We start from the raw sequence: 16,595 nt of genomic DNA on the forward strand, positions 1-16,595 counted from the left end.
ACATGACGCACGCGCGAAGGCGAGACCGATTCCAGGTTTCGCCGCCGGGCGCATTTTATTCAGCGAGGCCTTCGTGTCGCACAAGCTCTTCCCCGCGATCCTGCTCATCTGCGCGCTGTTTAACTTCCCGGTTTTCGCGCAGCCCGGTGCTGCGCCTGCCGCCCCTACCGATAAAGCTGACGTCCTGACGCCCGATCAGGCGAAGCGGGCGCTCGAGACGCTTTCCGATGACAAGAAGCGCGCGCAAGTCATCGAGACGCTACGTGCGATCGCCAGTGCCTCGCCGCCACCGCAAGGCGCGGCTCCCGCGCCCGAACAGCAATCCGCGATGCCGCTCACCGCCGACAGCCTCGGCGCACAGCTCCTGCTGACGGTATCCGAGCGGGTCGGCGAGATCTCGCGCGAGGTCGCCGATGTGGCGCGGATGCTGACGGACTTTCGGGCGTTCTATTACTGGTTCGTGCGGACCGCCAACGATCCGTCCGCCTATCACCAGTTGTTCGACATCGCGTGGAAACTGGCGCTGGTGTTTCTTTGCGCCCTCGCTGCCGAGTGGCTGGTTTTCCGCCTGATCAAGCGCCCGGTGGCGCTGTTGGAGGCGCGCCTGCCGCAAGCGGCGCGCGCGCCGGTGGCGACTTTGGCGGTGGCCGATCCGCCATCCTCCGTGGCTGACGTCACGGCCGCGCCCGAGCTGCATCGGCGCCGCCTCAGTCTGGCGCGCACCTGGCAGTCGTTGGTCAGGTTGCCCTTCGTGCTGGGACGGCTCGCGCTCGAATTGCTCCCGGTGCTTGTCTTTATTGGTACCGCCACGACGTTGCTGGGAACCGGGATCGGCGATCTCGCAACCGCCCGGCTCGTGATCCTCGCGGTCGTGAACGCCTATGCGCTGACTCGCGGGCTGATCTGCGTGGTACGGGCTCTGGCCGGACCTTTCGGCCTGTTTCGCGTTCGCGCCGAGACCGCAGCCTATATCGAGATATGGGCGCGGCGCATCGTCACCGTCGGTGTCTCGGGCATTGCCTTCGCCAATGTGGCGTTGCTGCTGGGCTTGCATCGCGGTGGCTACATGGCGTTGCTGCGCCTGGTGATGCTGGTCGTCCATCTCTTCATCGTCGTCATTATCCTGCAGTGCCGCCGCCAGGTTGCGGATGCTATTCGCGCGCCGGCCGGCCGCGACGGCACAGCCGCCAGGGTGCGCAACCGCGTCGCCGGCCTGTGGCACTATCTTGCGATCGCGCTCGACCTCGCCTTATGGGCAGTGTGGGCGCTCAACATCCGCAACGGCTACGCGCTGCTCCTGCAATATTTCGTCGGCACCGTCGCGGTTGCGCTGATCGTGCGTCTTTCCACCATGCTGGTGCTGAGCTTGATCGATCGTGGCTTCCGCATCAGCCCAGAACTCCTGCGCCGCTTTCCGGGCTTGGAGAACCGCGCCAACCGCTATCTGCCGCTGTTGCGCAACGTCATCTCGGCCGCGATCGCCTTCATCGGCCTTGTCGCGCTGCTGGAAGTCTGGGGCATCGACGCCATCGTCTGGTTCTACGGCGGCCAGATCGGCAGCCGGCTCGTGTCGGCGGTGGTTACCGTCGGCATTGCAGCACTGGCTGCTGCGGCGATCTGGGAAATCAGCAACGCGTTGCTGGACCGCAAGGTTACCGCACTGTCGCGCGACGGTCACTACGCCCGCGCGGCGCGGCTGCGCACGTTTCAGCCGATGCTGCGAACGGCACTGTTGTGCCTTATCGTCGTCGTCGTTGGCCTCACGGCGCTCAGCGAGATCGGCGTCAATGTCGCGCCGCTGCTCGCCGGCGCCGGTATCGTCGGTATCGCCATCGGCTTCGGCTCGCAGAAACTGGTGCAGGACCTCATTACCGGGCTGTTTCTCCTGATCGAGAACACGGTGCAAGTCGGCGACACCGTCACGCTGTCTGGCCTGTCAGGGGTCGTGGAGAATGTCTCGATCCGCACCCTTCGCCTGCGCGCCGGCGACGGCTCCGTGCACATCGTGCCGTTCAGTGCGGTGACGACGATCACCAATTCAAGCCGCGGCGCCGGCAACGCCGCCGTGAGCGTCAACGTGGCCTACAAGGAAGACACCGACCGCGCCGGCCAGATCCTGAAGGACATCGTCGCCGAAATGCGGCGCGAGCCCGAATTCCAGCACCTGATCCGCGGCGATCTCGAACTGTGGGGGGTCGACAAGGTAGACGGCTCGATGGCTTCGATCGTCGGCCAGATCCGCTGCAGCGATGCCGGCCGCTGGCCGGTGCAGCGGGAATTCAACCGCCGCATGAAGCGGCGATTCCAGGAGTGCGGCGTGGAAATCGCGCCCGCCAGCCAAACCATTCTGATGCAGGTTCCGGCGCCCGCCGGTGCCGCCGCGAATGCGAAGCCCAGGCGGGCGGCGGGCTAGTTCGTCACGCAACGCTATCCGCGTGCCTCAACGCAGGATTCGACCAAGGATGCGCGCCGCCTGATCGATCTCTTTTTCATTCCATGCCGCAAAGCCGAGAAACAGGCCCTGCTCATTGGTCTTGTGATACAGCATGCTCGATAACGGCCGGCTGGCGACGCCGGCGTCGAGCAGGCGCGCCGACAATCGCCGGTCGTTTGCCGGTCCGCTGCACCTTGCCAGCAATTGCATGCCGCCGGCCGGGGCTTCGATCGCGAGACGGTCACCGGCTTCAGCGGCAAGCGCCTGCAGCATGCGGTCGCGCCGGCCCTTGTAGAGGCGCGCCATCCTTCTGATGTGGCCGAGATAGGCGCCGGATGCGATGAACTCGGCCAGCGCGTCCTGCATGGTGATCGACGTCAGCATTCCCATGTGGCGCTGCGCCAGTTCGAAGTGACCGATCAGCGCTTCGGGGACGACGAGGTAACCGAAGCGAATGTCCGCATACGTCGCTTTCGAAAAGGTGCCGAGATAGAACACGCGCGGCGACGTTGCGAGCCCCTGCAGGGCGGCCACCGGGCGGGCCTCGTAGTGAAATTCGCCGTCGTAGTCGTCCTCGATGATGCAGGCGCCCGTGGCTTCCGCGAAACGCAGCAGTTCGAGACGGCGGCCGATCGGCATCAGCCGCCCGGTCGGATATTGATGCGACGGCGTGACGAAGATCAGCCGCGGCGCCTCCTTGCGGGATGAGACGGCCATGCCTTGCGCGTCGAGCGGTATGGTGGAAACGATGGCGCCGGCGGCATGCAATGCGACGTTGGCGCCGCCATAGCCCGGGCTTTCGATCCAGGCGTGATCGCCGCGCTCGAGCAGCGCATCTGCGACCAGCGTCAGGCCGGATTGCGCCGTCGGCACGATTAATATCTGGTCGGCCTTGGCTTTGATTCCGCGATGAACCACGAGATGCCCGAGCAGCGCTTCCTGTAGCGGTCGATGGTTGATGGGCCGGTCACGGCGTAGCGGTGCGTTTCGCGCCGCGCGCCGCAGGTAGCGGCTCCACACATCGTGCGGAAACTCGCGCTCGTCCGCCAGCCCGGGCTGAAACGGCCGCGGCCGTCCCTCATGAACAGGCGGCCAGTCCGCCCGCTGCAGGCCGCGCGCCCAGGACGACAGGCCTATCCGCTCGCTTCCGGCCCGGCTGCTTCGCGGCGACATTTTGCGACGATCGAGCGATAGGCCTTCGGCGACCACCGGACGGCGTCCGGCGGAGAGCGAGAGATAGCCTTCCGCGGCCAATTGCTCGATCGCAAACGAGACGGTGTTGCGTGAGAGGGCGAGCGATTCCGCCAGTTGCCGGCTCGAGGGCAGGCGCTGGCCGGGCGCGAGGCGTCCTTCCGTGATGAGGTGCCGCAACTGGTCGGTGAGCTGGCGCGTCAAGGTCGCGCCGCTGTCGCGCGCCAGATGCAGCATTCCGGGAATCAGGTCGTCCACAACTGGCTCCAGTAAATCGTAAAAACTGGTTCTTTCGTTAGAGCCAGTTAAAGGGCTAGGCAATGCCGAGCGGCTCGTGACGGGGCGTGTTCGAGATGGCCAGTGGACTTTCAACCCGCAGCGCGGCGGCGCTGCTTGCCGGTGTCGTGTTCGCGTGGGGGACCAACTGGCCGGTGACGAAGATGATCGTGCACGACGTGTCCCCGCTATGGGCGACGGCGCTGCGCTGCATGATCGCCGCCGGGACGCTGGCGCCGATGTTGTGGGCGCAGGGGACGTTCATCGTGCCGAAGCGCGGCGACCTGCCGGTCGTGTTCTGCACCTCGATCCTGCACCTGGTGGCGTTTTCCGCGCTGGTGGCGGCCGGGCTGCAATTCGTGCCGGCCGGCAGGGCGATCGTGCTTGGCTATACGACGCCGCTATGGGTCGCGATCGGAGCAGCCATGTTTCTGTCGGAGCATATCACGCGCCGGCGCGCGATCGGTATCGGCTGCGGCCTGGCCGGCCTCGCGGTCATCTTCAATCCGCAGACGCTGAACTGGGCTGACCGCAACGCGCTGTTCGGCAGCGGCCTGATTCTGATTGCCGCGTTCTGCTGGGCCGGCAACATCGTCTATGTCAGGGCCCACAAATGGATCTCGACACCCTTTCAACTCGTGTTCTGGCAGGTGCTGCTGGCGGCGGCGCTGCTGTCGCTCATCGCGTGGCTCGTGGAAGGCCCGCCGCATATCGCGTGGACATGGCGTCTTTCCGCGTTGATGCTCCATAGCGGAATTGTCTGCACGGCATTCGCCAACTGGGCGATGACCATGGTGAACCGCAGCCTGCCGGCGGTCACCACATCGCTGTGTCTGCTGGCGACGCCGCTGCTCGGCATCGTCAGCGCGACCGTGATGCTAAACGAGCCGCTGGAGCCGTCGCTGTTTCTTGCGATGGTGCTGATCATCGGCGGCATCGCGCTTGGCACCATCGCCGGCGGGTCACTCCGGGCGAATGCGACCTAATTCGCCACGAAATACCAATTCTCGTCGTAGCGCTCGAGCCGGCTCGGCGGCTTGTCGGCGAATTCGAAGAAGTTTTTGGGATCGCCGCCCGGCGGCACGTGCAGGAAGCCGGTGAAATGGTGCTTCAGGCCGCGTGAGGTCAAAAACAGCACATAGGTGCCTTCTTCCGTCTCGTCGACGACGATGTCGTTGCCGACGGAAACATTTGGCTCGCGGTCGCCGAGCGCCACTAGGTTCTTGTTGTAGGAGACGTTGGGGTTCAGCTCGCCGGCTTCGACCCGCGCCACGATCCGTTCGCGGTCGGCCCGGTGCCAGCGGAAATTCTGCTGGAGGGCGACCTGGTGCAGCGGGGCGTAGGCGAGAATGGCAAGCGTGAGCGCGGAGATCAGGAAGGGAAGGGCGAACTTCGCGCCACCGGTTCGGATCCTGGGGAGCAGCGAAGCCGACCACACGAGGCAGCCGAAGAACACCAGCGCGACCAGCGGCACGACGGCCAGCAGGACGAAGCCGGAGGGCCAGTCCGCCATCGACAGTTCGAACGTCGCGATCGACAGCGTGAAGGCTGAAATCGCGATCGCCGCCACCAGCGCGGCGCGAACCGATGGCCCGGTAGCGACCGACGTCATCTGGGATGTCGCTTCAGCCATGCCGGGCTGTTCCGCTGCGCCGTTTACTCGGCTCCCGGCGGTTGCCATTCCGAAGGCTTAACGCGCCGTTAACCATATCGGCCCCAACAATAGCCCCAGACGATGGTCCGCCGCCACGGTCGGACGGCAAATCGAAAGGGGTATGGAATGGATTTCGATCGGTATTTCGCCAAAACCCCGGCAACGCTCGAGGAGATCCGGCGCCGGGTGATGTTTGCGCTCGATCGGCATCCGCTGTGCCGCGGTATCGAATTCGACGTCGTCAGCATGCCGCGCAACCGCAAGAGCAACTGGACCGTCACCCTGCAACAGGTCGCCCCCGACGCCCTGTGGGAAGCTTCCGATATCGTTGCCGATATCCAGGAGGCCTATGAACTGGCCGCAGCGGCCTGATTCCGGGCCTTTTTGGGACTTTTTCCCCATCTTTTCGACCGCGTCAGCGCGGCGATTGGCATCGTATAGCCTCAATTATCATCCAGTTTTCGGCAAAAGGGCCAAACGTCGGCGGGAATGGAGACCTTTTTGACCAAGACTATGACGATTGTCGCGCTGATCTGTTTTCTCGTGGCCGGCGCCGCCGTCACCGCCATTGTCGGCCGCGACAGCCTACCTGCCGCCCGGTTCGAACTGGCGTCGGCTTCCTCCGTCCAGGCGCCGGTCTCGAACAAGGAAGGCAAAAAGGATCGCCTGGCGGTCCTGAGCTACGCCACCGCCGCGGTTGAGCCCCAGCCCAGGGATCCCGCGCTGAACGAATCGCTGCGCCGGGCCTATGCCTCGACTTCGCCTGTCGATATGGCCATGCCGAAGGAAATCGCGGCGCCCGCCGCCCCGCCCACGACGTCCACCGCTGAGCCGAGCACGGCACCGGTGCCGGCGCCTGCGCCCGTCAAGCCCAAGGCCGCAGCAAAGCCCCAGCCGCAGAAGAGCTACACACTGTTGAGCGATGGCCAGATCGCCGGCATCAAGGACCGCCTGAAACTGACGGCGTCGCAGGAGTACTACTGGCCGCCGGTGGAGACTGCGCTGCGTGCCGTCGCCCGCAAGATTCATGCGGGCCGCCAGGCCAACCCGAATGCGACGGGCGTGCCGATCGATCCAGAGTCCGCGGAAGTCCAGCAATTGAAATCGGCGGCGATGCCGCTGCTGTTCCAGTTGCGTGAGGACCAGAAGAGCGAAGTGCGCTCGCTTGCCCGCATCATCGGGCTGGAAAAAGTCGCCGCGATGATCTGAGCGGCGATCTGCGCCGCTGGTTCCGACCCTTACACAGAACTCCTACACATAACGCCGCACCGGAACATCACCCTACCCCACGCGTTGCCCGCGTGGATGAGGGAGTTTGCCGATGCGCACATCAACCGCCTTTTTTGCGGGGGCAGGAACCGTGATTGTCGCGGTCGCCGCCGGTGTTGGCGGTGGATATCTGGCTGCCAACATCGTCAGTCCGCCGACACATGTGATCTCGAAACTGGAACGCCGGATGTCAGCGGAGCCGATATCCGTCTCGACGGAGCCATCGGAGCCGGTGCCCCATGTCGCGGCGACGGCGGCCGCGGCCAATACCGCGCCCGCCCAGGAGCAGCCGCAAACGCAGCCCCAACAGACGCAGCCACAGCCCCAAGCGCAACCACAGCCGCAAACGGCGGCGGCAGCGCCGGCTGCTAATAATGCTTCCACCGAAGAGAAGACGGCCAATAACGCAGCGGCCGCTCAACCTGTACCGCCACCGCCGAAACCCTCGAAGCCCGCCGAACAGGCCAGCGAAAAGACCGCTGCGGAGAAGGCTGCTGCGCCCCAGGAGGCGTTTGCCAAGGCGCGTGATGCCGATCTCAAACGGGCTGCCGCCGAACAGCGGCGCGCCGAGCGGCGCCAGCGCTGGGCCGACAAGCGCCGCTTCCAGCAGCCCCGCGAGCAGGACCTCGAGGCGGTCGAGACGCAGGTCCGGGAAGCAACCGAGCCGCGGCGCATCATCATCCGCGAAGAAGCGTTCGCTGGCGAGCCCGCACGAATCGAAATGCCCCGGATCAGGTTGTTCGATCAGGATTGATCGATCCGGAAGAGTCGCGGCGCATCCTTCTTGAATCGCTGTCGTGTCCCGGGCGCGGTGCAGCGCGGAGCGCTGCACCGCAGAGCCGGGACCCAATGCCGCGACATATGACCCCGGATCAGCAGCGCACCACGCCGCTAGCGGCGCGCTGCGCAGCATCCGGGGAACGCTGGACCGATCGCGCCGTTTCAATGAAATGAAACATTACGTCTCAGCTAGCCGCCACACGTCTTAGCCGCCGCGCGATTCCACCACCTTGCGGCAGCCATCCGACAGCTTCGTCTTGTTCGCTTTCAGGCAGGCATTCATCTGCGGCGGCTTGCCGATATGCTCGGCGCAGAATTTTCCGGCATCCGAGCGGCAGGCCATCTGCTCCTGGGGAGTGGGGCCGGATTGCGCCTGAGCCAGCGAGCCGGCGCCGAGCGACAGGATCAGCGCAGTGGCCGCGGCCACGACATGAATGGATTTCATCATGGATCACCTTTTGACGAGAATGGAAGATTGAAAGCGCGCGAAAACTCGTCGAGGTTGCGCCCGCGGTCCATGCCATGTTCATGGCGTCGGCAGCGGGCCGCAAAATCACCCCGCGCGCGCCCACACCATTTTCATGGGATGTTGCCGGGCATCTCGATGGACCATGTACATCTCGCGTCGGCTGCGGTGACCGATCGGCACATCGCAAAGAGCTGCACGCCCAATTCGGGAGAGATGACACATGTTGAAGAAGACAGGTTGGCTGAGCGCAGGTCTGACGCTCGCGGCGTTTTCGGCCGTGGCTTCCTTTGCAGTCGGCGGCGTAGGCTCTGCCCAGGCGGCAGTGGTTTATTGCAAGACGGTTGGCGTGCCGAAGGGCTGCGTCGCGCGCCCGACGCCGGTCGCGGCGGCTGCGGTCGTGACGCCGGTCGTGGGCGTCGGCGCTGTCGGCGTCGGAGCTCGGGGCGTCGGCGTTCGGGCCGGTACGCCGATGAACCGCGGTGGCCCGGTCAACCGCGTCGGCCGCCGCTGAGGCAAAGGGTTTTCAAGCGAAGCATGTCCTCGGACTTGATCCGGGATGAACACCGGTTCGCGTAAAGAAAACGCGTAAGCAAAAGTGTGCATGCTAACCGGCAGCGCCGTCGCTGTCGGGGAAGCGGTGGGGCAAGGTGAGCCTCACGCGCGTGCCTTTGTGGGTCCCTTGGGCGCAGGAGCTCAGTTCCAGCTCGGCGCCGCAGCGCGCGGCGCGGCTTCGCATGTTGCGCAGGCCGCGCGCCGTTTTCGCAGCTCCTGCGGCTCCGCCGTCAGGCGCGATCTCAAACCCCCTGCCGTCATCCTCGACGGTGATGCAGCCGCGCTCGAGGCCGTCGGCGCCGGCCAGCGTCTCGATCCTCACCGTAATGCGCCGCGCCTCGGCGTGCTTGACCGCATTGGTCACCGCTTCATCCAACAGCCGCACGATCTGGATGACGTGCCATGGCCGCAGCTCGGGATGAACCGGCAGGCCCTGCGCGGTGACCGCGCGCCAGTCCAGCGCGATGTCATGCGGACGAAGCTGCGCCATGGCGCGTTCGCGCCATGAGCCGAGCGCCAGCATCAGATCGCCGCCGATGTCGTCCATGGAGTCGATGACGAGGCGCAAATCCTTCAGCGCGGCGCGCGCCGCATCACCGATCCCCGCGCTGCCATTGCCGCGTTCGCTGAGCGCCACGATGCTGACGAGCTGGCCGCCGAGCCCGTCATGCAGGTCGCGCATCAGGCGCGTGCGTTCCCGCGCCAGCGCCGCGGCGCGGGCGCGCTCCTCCTCGCGGGCGAAACTGGCCTTCAGCTTCTCCTCCGCCTCGCGCACCTGGGTGACGAGACGGCCGGCAAAGCCGTCGACCTGGTTCAGCGCCCGGGCGAACCGCCAGGTGAGCCCCGCGCCGATCGCGACCAGCATCGCCGAATAGGACAGCCGCGCGGTGAAGATGCGGTTGGGCATCATCTGAAATACCGAGAGCAGGTCGACGATCCAGCAGGTCAGCATGATCGTAACCGCGCATCCGAGCAGGAAGCTCGCGACGTTCTGCCGCTGCAGCGCCGATCGCGCGGTAACGACGGCCATGATGAGAAGGGAGATGCCGACCATCGGTACGGCGAGAATCAGGAAGAGGGCGCGCACCAGCGCCTGATTTCCGAACAGGCCGGCCAGCGCCAATGCGATGCCCGGAATGAAGATGACCCAGGCGTAGCGCTGCCACTTCCAGCCCGAGAGCAGCAGCGCAAAGACCAGCACCAGTGCGCTTTCGATCGGCGCGGAGGAAATCAGGATCACATTGAACCTGGAAAACGGCGTCTCGCCCATCGGTGTTTGCAGGAACGCCTGGCCGACACCCACGGCCATCGCCGCCGCCAGAACGCCGTAGGCCGGCTCGTGGCGACGCATCACCCACATGATGCCGAGGATCACCGCCAGAATTGCCTGCCAGGATGAGAACACCACCGGCAACGTCACGAACACCAGCGTTCTGAGATTGTAGGTCGGGCGCAACTCTTCGTCCGGGTCGACCCAGATGCGATCGAGGAAGCCGGTGATCGGGCCCCAGATGAACAGCCGGATCGAGATGGCGTTGTCGCCATCGCGCAGCACCGATGCGGGGATCACCGCAATCGCCGGCGTGTTGCGGTCGGGGCGGTTGGCGGCGGGATCGCGCCGGCTGTCGAGGATCACGACATCGTTGACGGTAACCTCGACGCCGTTGGTGAAGCGCGGCAGGAACACCGACCAGGCTCGCGAGGCCTCGCCGGCCGGGCGGACGAAGCGTCCCCTGAAGCGGGGCGGATCGTTCATCGCATTCCGCAACGGTGAGAAGTAAGGCAACGTCACCGCCCGCTCGGCGCCGGCTTCGGTGAGCTGAAAGGCCGTCACCTGATACTGCGCGGGAGGTCCGGGCAGCGATTGCAGAAGCATCGCGACGCCGGCGACGGCGATCACCGCCTGCAGCAGCAGATACTGGATGAGACGGGACGATCGCAGCCGACGCCGCGCGCGGCCGGGCAGCTCCGGTTGCACGTCGTCGCCGTGATCATTCACAACTTGATCAAGCCCTGCTGGACCGCCTCGAACACCGCCTCGCCCCGGGTATGAACTTCGAGCTTGCGATAGATGCTCTTGATATGCCCGGGCACGGTTTGGCGCGACAGGCCGAGATGGCTGGCGATCTCGGCATAGCTAAAGCCCTTGGCGATGCCCCAGAGAATGTCGATTTCGCGCGGCGTCAGTTTGGTGGTGTTGAGTACTGGGCCGGGCGGCGGCTCCGGCGTGCTCTGGGTCCGGCGCACGATGAAACGCGCGATCGAGGCCGAGATCGGCGAGTGGCCGGCGACGAGGTCGCGCACGGTGGCGGCGATGTCGGTCGGGAAGGCGTCCTTGAGCAGATAGCCTGTCGCGCCGACGGTGATCGCCGAAATCACGCTTTCCTCGTCGCCGAGGATCGAGATCACCATGATCTCGGTATCGGGAAAGCGCCGACGGGTCTCGCGGATCAGGTCGACGCCATGGCCATCCGGCAACTGAAGATCGGTCAGCAGCACCTTTGGTGCGCCTTGCGCGAGACAGGCGCGGGCTTCCGCGAGCGTGCCCGCGGCTCTGACCTGGTATCCGGCCTTGGCCAGCGCGTCCTGCAGCCGCCAAAGCGTCGGCGCGTCGTCCTCGACCAGCACGACCGTGATGGCTTCCGCCTTGGGCCCATCGCTCAATGAATTCATCTGAAAACTCCGGCTGCCTGTCCCTGCAGCCCGCGCAAGTGTAACCCCGTGACAGTTTTTTGCGACACCCATGTTCATGGGGCGGGATTTTTACGAGATTCGAGGGAGGCGAAAGGAGCGGAAAAAGCCTATACGATTGCCTCTCAACGAGGCCACCGAAATGCCGAATCCTCCTAAAAATGTACCGCCGACGAAAGTCGCCTCCGAACCCGGCCGCCTTGCCGTCATGCCCGAGGACATCACGGCCGCGGGCGCGTCCATTGCCGGGTCAGTCCTCGTTACCGAATGCGACCAGAGCCGGACGCTGAGCGAGATCTGCGGCTGCAATCTCTGGCTCAAATTCGAGAACCTGCAGTTCACCTCGACCTTCAAGGAGCGCGGCGCGCTCAACCGGCTGCTGGCGCTGTCGCCGGAGGAGCGGCGGCGCGGCGTGATCGCGATGTCGGCCGGCAACCACGCGCAGGGCGTGGCCTATCACGCAAATAGGCTTGGCATTCCCGCAGCCATCGTGATGCCGGTCGGCACCCCGATGGTGAAGATCGAGAACACGCGGCGTCACGGCGCGAACACGATCATCTCCGGCAAGACGCTGGAAGAGGCTGGCGAATTTGCGCGCACGCATGGCGAGGCGCACGGCATGATCATGATCCATCCTTACGACGATCCCTTGATCATCGCGGGGCAGGGCACCATCGCGGTCGAAATGCTGCGGGCCGCGCCGCAGCTCGATACGCTGGTGGTGCCGATCGGCGGTGGTGGGCTGATCTCCGGCATGGCGGTTGCGGCCAAATCGCTGAAGCCGGATCTGCAGATCATAGGCGTGCAGGCGCAGCTCTATCCGTCGATGTACAACGCTATCAAGGGCCAGCGTCTGCCGATGCGCGGCGATACGCTTGCCGAAGGCATTGCGGTGAAGGTGCCGGGCCGGATCACCACCGAGATCATCCGCCATCTCGTCGACGACATCGTTCTCGTCACCGAGGACCAGATCGAGCGGGCGGTGGCGATGCTGATCGCGATCGAAAAGACCGTGGTCGAGGGCGCCGGCGCTGCGGGCCTCGCCGCGGTGCTGGCCGCGCCGGAGCGCTTTGCCGGCCGCAATGTCGGCCTTGTGCTAACCGGCGGCAACATCGATACCCGGCTGATCGCCTCCGTGCTGACCCGCGAACTCGCGCGCGAGGGGCGGCTGACCCAGATCGCGATCGACATCGTCGACCGGCCCGGCCAGCTCGCCGCCGTCTCGGCGCTGCTCGCCGAAGCCGGCGCCAACATCATCGAAGTCTCGCACCAGCGCACCTTCTCCGATCTCCCCGCCAAGGGCACCTTGCTCGAAGTCGTCATCGAAACGCGCGACCGTGTGCATCTGGACGAGGTGATGAAGCGGCTTGGGGAGGCGGGGTTTGTCGCGTGGCTGCCGGGGCGAAGGTAAGCATGGCGTTTTCGAGCAAAGCATGTCGCCCGAGAAGAGAGCCACAAGCAGGAGCCGCAATGACCCGATCAGTACACGTTTCTTCCGAACTCTTTGACAGCCGGCGCTACGGTTTTGCGCAGATAGCAGTCATCCCGACACCTGTCGGCAACGCTATACACGTATCTGGTCAAGTTGCTTGGGATGCAGATCGAAACATCGTCGGTGCTGGCGATGTCGGTCGCCAACTCCAGAAGAGCCTTGAAAACCTTGCTGTCGCACTGGCATCGGCCGGCGCGAGACTTGATCAGGTCGGTGCGTTACGCCTCTACATCAAGCAAAGCCACATGCATGAAAGCGACGCAATCAGTGGCGCTCTCAAGGCGACTTTCGGCGACAATCCACCGTGTGCAACTTGGATTGGGGTGGCGAGCCTCGCCAACGATGAATTTCTCGTCGAGGTAGAACCCTCCGTGGTTTTCCTTGCACGAGAGTAGATGGCAAGACGGCCCTTCCAGGCCAAAAGCAGCGAGGGACTCGTTCGCGCCCCTCAATTCACCAGCCGCACCGCACCGGCCTCGCGGACGTCATAGCCGCCGAGCTCGCCCGCGCGATCGCGGAAGCTCGGCCCGCGCATGAACTCGAACAGCGCCTGCGGCCCCTTCATAAAGTAATCGCGCTGCCGCATCACGAGATCAAAACGCTCCCAGGTGACGGGGAGGAAATCGAGCCCTGCCGATTTCGCCACGCTTCGCGTCGCGATGCCGCAATCGATGCGGCCGGCGCGGATGGCTTGCGCGATATCGGGTCCGGTGGGGAAGGCGGGTTTTGCCAGTTTCAGATCGTCGAGCGTGATGCCCGCGCGCGCCAGCAGCGCGAGCAGCAGCAATTGCGCACCGGCGCCAGCCGGGCGTTGCGCCATCCGCGCGCGCGATGTTGCGATCGAGGCCATGTCGCTCAAGTCCAGCGGATTGCCGGACGCGACCAGAATGCCCTGCTCGCGCCGCGCAAAGCCGAGCAGGACTGCATCATGCAGGCCCGGCGCGTCGGCGACCGCCTCGACATTGGCTCTCTCGTCATCGCCGTCGAGCCGGTGCAGATGGATCGCCGCGACCATCACCTCGCCACGCGTCAGCCGACGCAGGCCTTCCTCGCTGCCTTCGGCCAGGCTGGCGAGGCCGGAATTGCTCTCACGTAAGCCCCATTCCAGCAGCGGATCGTGGCTGCCGCCGACGATCGGCGGCGCCGCCACCTGCGCCAGCGCGGTGGGCGAGATCAGGCCGGCGGACACCCAGCGATCCAGCGCCGTGCGCGGAAACAGCCAGCGGCCGGTCACCTTGCTGCAGGGCACCGCGCGGTTCGCCACCAGCTCGTAGAGCTTGCGCTCGGAGAGCCGCAGATAATCCGCCGCTTCGTCTGTCGTGAGGAGCTCCGGCATCGGCACCAATATGCATTCGAGTGCAAATATTCCAGAAATTGACCATATCGTCGCTATCTGCGCAAGATGCCCAGCGCTAGTGGAATTACAAATGCCAGACGGTCCGTCCGCCCTTCAACTTGTCCTCAGCGGCGATCCTGCGCTGTTCGCGATCGTGCGGCTGTCGCTCTATGTCAGCCTATCAGCGGTGGCGCTGGCCGCGCTGATCGGCATTCCCATGGGGGCCTGGATCGCGCTGACGAGATTTCCCGGCCGCCAGGGCGTCATCGTCCTGCTCAACGCCTTGATGGGCCTGCCGCCGGTCGTTGTCGGCCTCGCGGTGTATCTCGCGCTGTCGCGCTCCGGGCCGCTCGGCGCGTTCGGCCTGTTGTTCACCCCGAGCGCGATGATCGTCGCGCAGACCGTGCTGGTCACGCCGATCATCGCTGCGCTGACGCGCCAGACCATCGAGGATCTCTGGCTCGAATACCGCGACGAACTCACCGCGATGAACCTCGGGCCCCTCGGCCGTGTCATGGCGCTGATCTGGGACGCGCGCTTCAGCCTGGTCACCGCGCTGCTCGCCGGCTTCGGCCGCGCGGCGGCGGAGGTCGGCGCCATCATCATCGTCGGCGGCAACATCGAAGGCTTCACCCGCACGATGACGACGGCGATTGCGCTGGAGACTTCCAAGGGCGACCTGCCGCTCGCGGTCGGCCTCGGCCTCGTGCTGATTTCGATCGTGATCGCGGTCAACGCGCTGGCGTGGAGCGTGCGCCGCGCCGGCGAGCGACTGGCGGGATGACCATGCGCGCGCCTTCGAGCGAACTGCCGATCAAATTTGATGGCGTCACGGTAGCGGCCGGCGGGGTCACGATCCTCGACGACATCGCGCTCACGCTGGCGCCGGGCCTGCCCACGGTATTGATCGGCCCCAACGGCTCGGGCAAATCGACGCTCTTGCGCCTGGCGATGGGGCTGCTGGCACCGTCGCGCGGCCGCATCACCTGGGGCGGGCTCGAACATGTCTCCCCGCTGAAGCGTGCGATCGTGTTTCAGCGCCCGGCGATGCTCCGGCGCAGCGCCGCCGCCAATCTCCGTTTTGCGCTGCGCGCCGCCGGCATTCCGCGCGCGGAACATGCGCGACGCGTCGCCGAGTTGCTCGAACTGGTCGGCTTGCACGCGCTCGCCAACCGCGCGGCGCGAAGGCTCTCCGGCGGCGAGCAGCAGCGCCTGGCGCTGGCGCGGGCGCTGGCGCGCGATCCCGCGGTGTTGTTCCTGGACGAGCCGACCGCGAGCCTCGATCCCATCGCCACCAAGGCGGTGGAAGACATCATCCGCACTGTGAGCGAGCGCAACATCAAGGTCGTGATGGCGACCCACGATCTCGGCGAAGCGCGCAGGCTCGCCGGCGAGGTCGTCATGCTTCACCGCGGCCGAATTGTCGAAACCGGTGCAGCCGCATCGTTCTTCGACGCGCCGCAAACCGCCGAGGCGAGGGCGTTCCTCGCCGGCGAACTGTTGATTTAGCGCATGATCCGGAAAAGTGGTTACAGGTTTTCCGAAAAGATCATGCGCAACTAAAGAAGGGAAAACAAATGAGCATGCTCACGCGCCGTCTGCTGATTGCGGCGACCGCCAGCCTGGTTTTCGCGAGCCACGCCGTCGCGCAGGATAAATCGATCGTGGTGGCCTCGACCACCTCGACGCAGGATTCCGGCCTGTTCGGCTATATCCTGCCGATGTTCAAGGCCAGGACCGGCATCGACGTAAAAGTGGTGGCGCAGGGCACGGGACAAGCGCTCGATACCGGCCGCCGCGGCGATGCCGACGTCGTGTTCGTCCACGCCAAACCTGCGGAAGAAAAATTCGTGTCCGAAGGGTTTGGCGTCAGGCGCCATCCCGTGATGTACAACGACTTCATCCTGATCGGGCCGAAGAGCGACCCGGCCGGCATCAAGGGCTCGAAGGACATCGTTGCGGCGCTCTCCGCGATCAAGGCGAAGGGGGCCGATTTCATCTCGCGCGGCGACAAGTCCGGCACGCATCAGGCGGAGCTCAATCTCTGGAAGATCGCCGGCATCGACATCGCAAAGGACAAGGGTCCCTGGTACAAGGAGATCGGGCAGGGCATGGGCGCTGCGCTCAACACCGCGTCGGCCTCGAACGCCTATGTGCTCGCTGATCGCGGCACCTGGCTGTCGTTCAAGAATCGCGGCGACCTCGTGATTTCAGTCGAAGGCGACAAGCGCCTGTTCAACCAGTACGGCGTCATGCTGGTGAATCCGGAGAAACATCCGAGCGTCAAGAAGGATCTCGGCCAACAATTCATCGATTGGCTGATATCATCAGAGGGCCAGAGGGCGATCGCCGATTACAAGATCAACGGCGAGCAGTTGTTCTATCCCAGCGCCAGCGATTCCGGCGCGTGATACGCGGCTACGATCAGTCATCGAAGGAACCACCACCGTT

At 65.2% G+C, this 16,595-nt stretch carries 17 protein-coding genes; 11 read left to right on the forward strand and 6 right to left on the reverse strand.

What is annotated here, in order from left to right; all coding sequences use genetic code 11:
• Positions 1-73 precede the first annotated feature (73 nt).
• Positions 74-2,413 carry a mechanosensitive ion channel domain-containing protein gene (locus tag V1273_RS04470; RefSeq protein ID WP_334383824.1) on the forward strand — a complete coding sequence of 780 codons (2,340 nt, stop codon included), beginning with the start codon at positions 74-76 and terminating at the stop codon, positions 2,411-2,413.
• Positions 2,414-2,440: 27 nt separating this feature from the next.
• On the opposite strand, the gene pdxR is transcribed toward V1273_RS04470, so the two are convergent.
• The gene (gene pdxR, locus V1273_RS04475; protein WP_334408838.1) at positions 2,441-3,883 is read right to left on the reverse strand and encodes a MocR-like pyridoxine biosynthesis transcription factor PdxR; all 1,443 of its coding nucleotides are present in this window, start codon (positions 3,881-3,883) and stop codon (positions 2,441-2,443) included.
• A gap of 95 nt (positions 3,884-3,978) precedes the next feature.
• On the opposite strand from pdxR, the gene V1273_RS04480 reads away from it, so the two are divergent.
• Positions 3,979-4,887 carry a DMT family transporter gene (locus V1273_RS04480; protein WP_334408839.1) on the forward strand — a complete coding sequence of 303 codons (909 nt, stop codon included), beginning with the start codon at positions 3,979-3,981 and terminating at the stop codon, positions 4,885-4,887.
• Here the strand turns inward: V1273_RS04480 and V1273_RS04485 are convergent.
• On the reverse strand, positions 4,884-5,534 hold the full coding sequence (locus tag V1273_RS04485) for a hypothetical protein (protein ID WP_334408840.1): 651 nt from the start codon (positions 5,532-5,534) through the stop codon (positions 4,884-4,886). The genes V1273_RS04480 and V1273_RS04485 overlap by 4 nt on opposite strands.
• A 147-nt stretch (positions 5,535-5,681) precedes the next feature.
• On the opposite strand from V1273_RS04485, the gene V1273_RS04490 reads away from it, so the two are divergent.
• The 3 genes from V1273_RS04490 (at position 5,682) to V1273_RS04500 (ending at position 7,578) form a co-directional block, all read left to right on the forward strand.
• Complete coding sequence (locus V1273_RS04490; RefSeq protein WP_334366458.1) at positions 5,682-5,927, forward strand: hypothetical protein; 246 nt, start codon at positions 5,682-5,684, stop codon at positions 5,925-5,927.
• Between the two features lie 129 nt (positions 5,928-6,056).
• Positions 6,057-6,764, forward strand: a complete 708-nt coding sequence (locus tag V1273_RS04495) for a hypothetical protein (protein WP_334408841.1) — start codon at positions 6,057-6,059, stop codon at positions 6,762-6,764.
• A gap of 112 nt (positions 6,765-6,876) precedes the next feature.
• The gene (locus V1273_RS04500) at positions 6,877-7,578 is read left to right on the forward strand and encodes a hypothetical protein (RefSeq protein WP_334408843.1); all 702 of its coding nucleotides are present in this window, start codon (positions 6,877-6,879) and stop codon (positions 7,576-7,578) included.
• A 231-nt stretch (positions 7,579-7,809) separates the two neighbouring features.
• Here V1273_RS04500 and V1273_RS04505 read toward each other — a convergent pair whose 3' ends face one another.
• Positions 7,810-8,049, reverse strand: a complete 240-nt coding sequence (locus V1273_RS04505) for a cysteine rich repeat-containing protein (RefSeq protein WP_334408844.1) — start codon at positions 8,047-8,049, stop codon at positions 7,810-7,812.
• Between the two features lie 244 nt (positions 8,050-8,293).
• Here V1273_RS04505 and V1273_RS04510 point away from each other — a divergent pair, with 244 nt between their 5' ends.
• The gene (locus V1273_RS04510; protein WP_334366462.1) at positions 8,294-8,584 is read left to right on the forward strand and encodes a hypothetical protein; all 291 of its coding nucleotides are present in this window, start codon (positions 8,294-8,296) and stop codon (positions 8,582-8,584) included.
• 93 nt (positions 8,585-8,677) lie between these two features.
• Here V1273_RS04510 and V1273_RS04515 read toward each other — a convergent pair whose 3' ends face one another.
• Entirely contained in the window at positions 8,678-10,624 is a 1,947-nt protein-coding gene (locus V1273_RS04515; protein WP_334408845.1) for a sensor histidine kinase, read from the reverse strand.
• Positions 10,621-11,298: a response regulator gene (locus V1273_RS04520; RefSeq protein WP_213285676.1), complete on the reverse strand. Its 678-nt coding sequence runs from the start codon at positions 11,296-11,298 to the stop codon at positions 10,621-10,623. The genes V1273_RS04515 and V1273_RS04520 overlap by 4 nt, the downstream gene beginning before the upstream one ends.
• A gap of 226 nt (positions 11,299-11,524) precedes the next feature.
• On the opposite strand from V1273_RS04520, the gene V1273_RS04525 reads away from it, so the two are divergent.
• Both V1273_RS04525 and V1273_RS04530 read left to right on the forward strand, forming a co-directional pair.
• Positions 11,525-12,727 carry a threonine ammonia-lyase gene (locus V1273_RS04525; RefSeq protein ID WP_334412167.1) on the forward strand — a complete coding sequence of 401 codons (1,203 nt, stop codon included), beginning with the start codon at positions 11,525-11,527 and terminating at the stop codon, positions 12,725-12,727.
• 59 nt (positions 12,728-12,786) lie between these two features.
• On the forward strand, positions 12,787-13,203 hold the full coding sequence (locus tag V1273_RS04530; protein ID WP_334408847.1) for a RidA family protein: 417 nt from the start codon (positions 12,787-12,789) through the stop codon (positions 13,201-13,203).
• Between the two features lie 53 nt (positions 13,204-13,256).
• Here V1273_RS04530 and V1273_RS04535 read toward each other — a convergent pair whose 3' ends face one another.
• On the reverse strand, positions 13,257-14,144 hold the full coding sequence (locus V1273_RS04535) for a helix-turn-helix transcriptional regulator (RefSeq protein ID WP_334408849.1): 888 nt from the start codon (positions 14,142-14,144) through the stop codon (positions 13,257-13,259).
• Between the two features lie 91 nt (positions 14,145-14,235).
• Here V1273_RS04535 and V1273_RS04540 point away from each other — a divergent pair, with 91 nt between their 5' ends.
• The 3 genes from V1273_RS04540 (at position 14,236) to V1273_RS04550 (ending at position 16,555) form a co-directional block, all read left to right on the forward strand.
• Positions 14,236-14,928: an ABC transporter permease gene (locus V1273_RS04540; RefSeq protein ID WP_334366466.1), complete on the forward strand. Its 693-nt coding sequence runs from the start codon at positions 14,236-14,238 to the stop codon at positions 14,926-14,928.
• Positions 14,929-14,930: 2 nt separating this feature from the next.
• Complete coding sequence (locus tag V1273_RS04545) at positions 14,931-15,653, forward strand: energy-coupling factor ABC transporter ATP-binding protein (RefSeq protein ID WP_334408850.1); 723 nt, start codon at positions 14,931-14,933, stop codon at positions 15,651-15,653.
• Positions 15,654-15,727: 74 nt separating this feature from the next.
• Positions 15,728-16,555 (forward strand): extracellular solute-binding protein, encoded by an 828-nt coding sequence (locus tag V1273_RS04550; RefSeq protein ID WP_334412168.1) that lies wholly within the window; start codon positions 15,728-15,730, stop codon positions 16,553-16,555.
• Positions 16,556-16,595 lie beyond the last annotated feature (40 nt).

The organism is Bradyrhizobium sp. AZCC 1721 (assembly GCF_036924715.1).
Lineage (GTDB): Bacteria > Pseudomonadota > Alphaproteobacteria > Rhizobiales > Xanthobacteraceae > Bradyrhizobium.

Coding starts and splice junctions, on each gene's coding strand:
- V1273_RS04480 (WP_334408839.1), top strand. CDS start 3,979: ATGGCCAGTGGACTTTCAACCCGCAGCGCGGCGGCGCTGCTTGCCGGT.
- V1273_RS04485 (WP_334408840.1), bottom strand. CDS start 5,534: ATGGCTGAAGCGACATCCCAGATGACGTCGGTCGCTACCGGGCCATCG.
- V1273_RS04490 (WP_334366458.1), top strand. CDS start 5,682: ATGGATTTCGATCGGTATTTCGCCAAAACCCCGGCAACGCTCGAGGAG.
- V1273_RS04500 (WP_334408843.1), top strand. CDS start 6,877: ATGCGCACATCAACCGCCTTTTTTGCGGGGGCAGGAACCGTGATTGTC.
- V1273_RS04505 (WP_334408844.1), bottom strand. CDS start 8,049: ATGAAATCCATTCATGTCGTGGCCGCGGCCACTGCGCTGATCCTGTCG.
- V1273_RS04510 (WP_334366462.1), top strand. CDS start 8,294: ATGTTGAAGAAGACAGGTTGGCTGAGCGCAGGTCTGACGCTCGCGGCG.
- V1273_RS04520 (WP_213285676.1), bottom strand. CDS start 11,298: ATGAATTCATTGAGCGATGGGCCCAAGGCGGAAGCCATCACGGTCGTG.
- V1273_RS04525 (WP_334412167.1), top strand. CDS start 11,525: ATGCCCGAGGACATCACGGCCGCGGGCGCGTCCATTGCCGGGTCAGTC.
- V1273_RS04530 (WP_334408847.1), top strand. CDS start 12,787: ATGACCCGATCAGTACACGTTTCTTCCGAACTCTTTGACAGCCGGCGC.
- V1273_RS04535 (WP_334408849.1), bottom strand. CDS start 14,144: ATGCCGGAGCTCCTCACGACAGACGAAGCGGCGGATTATCTGCGGCTC.
- V1273_RS04540 (WP_334366466.1), top strand. CDS start 14,236: ATGCCAGACGGTCCGTCCGCCCTTCAACTTGTCCTCAGCGGCGATCCT.
- V1273_RS04545 (WP_334408850.1), top strand. CDS start 14,931: ATGCGCGCGCCTTCGAGCGAACTGCCGATCAAATTTGATGGCGTCACG.
- V1273_RS04550 (WP_334412168.1), top strand. CDS start 15,728: ATGCTCACGCGCCGTCTGCTGATTGCGGCGACCGCCAGCCTGGTTTTC.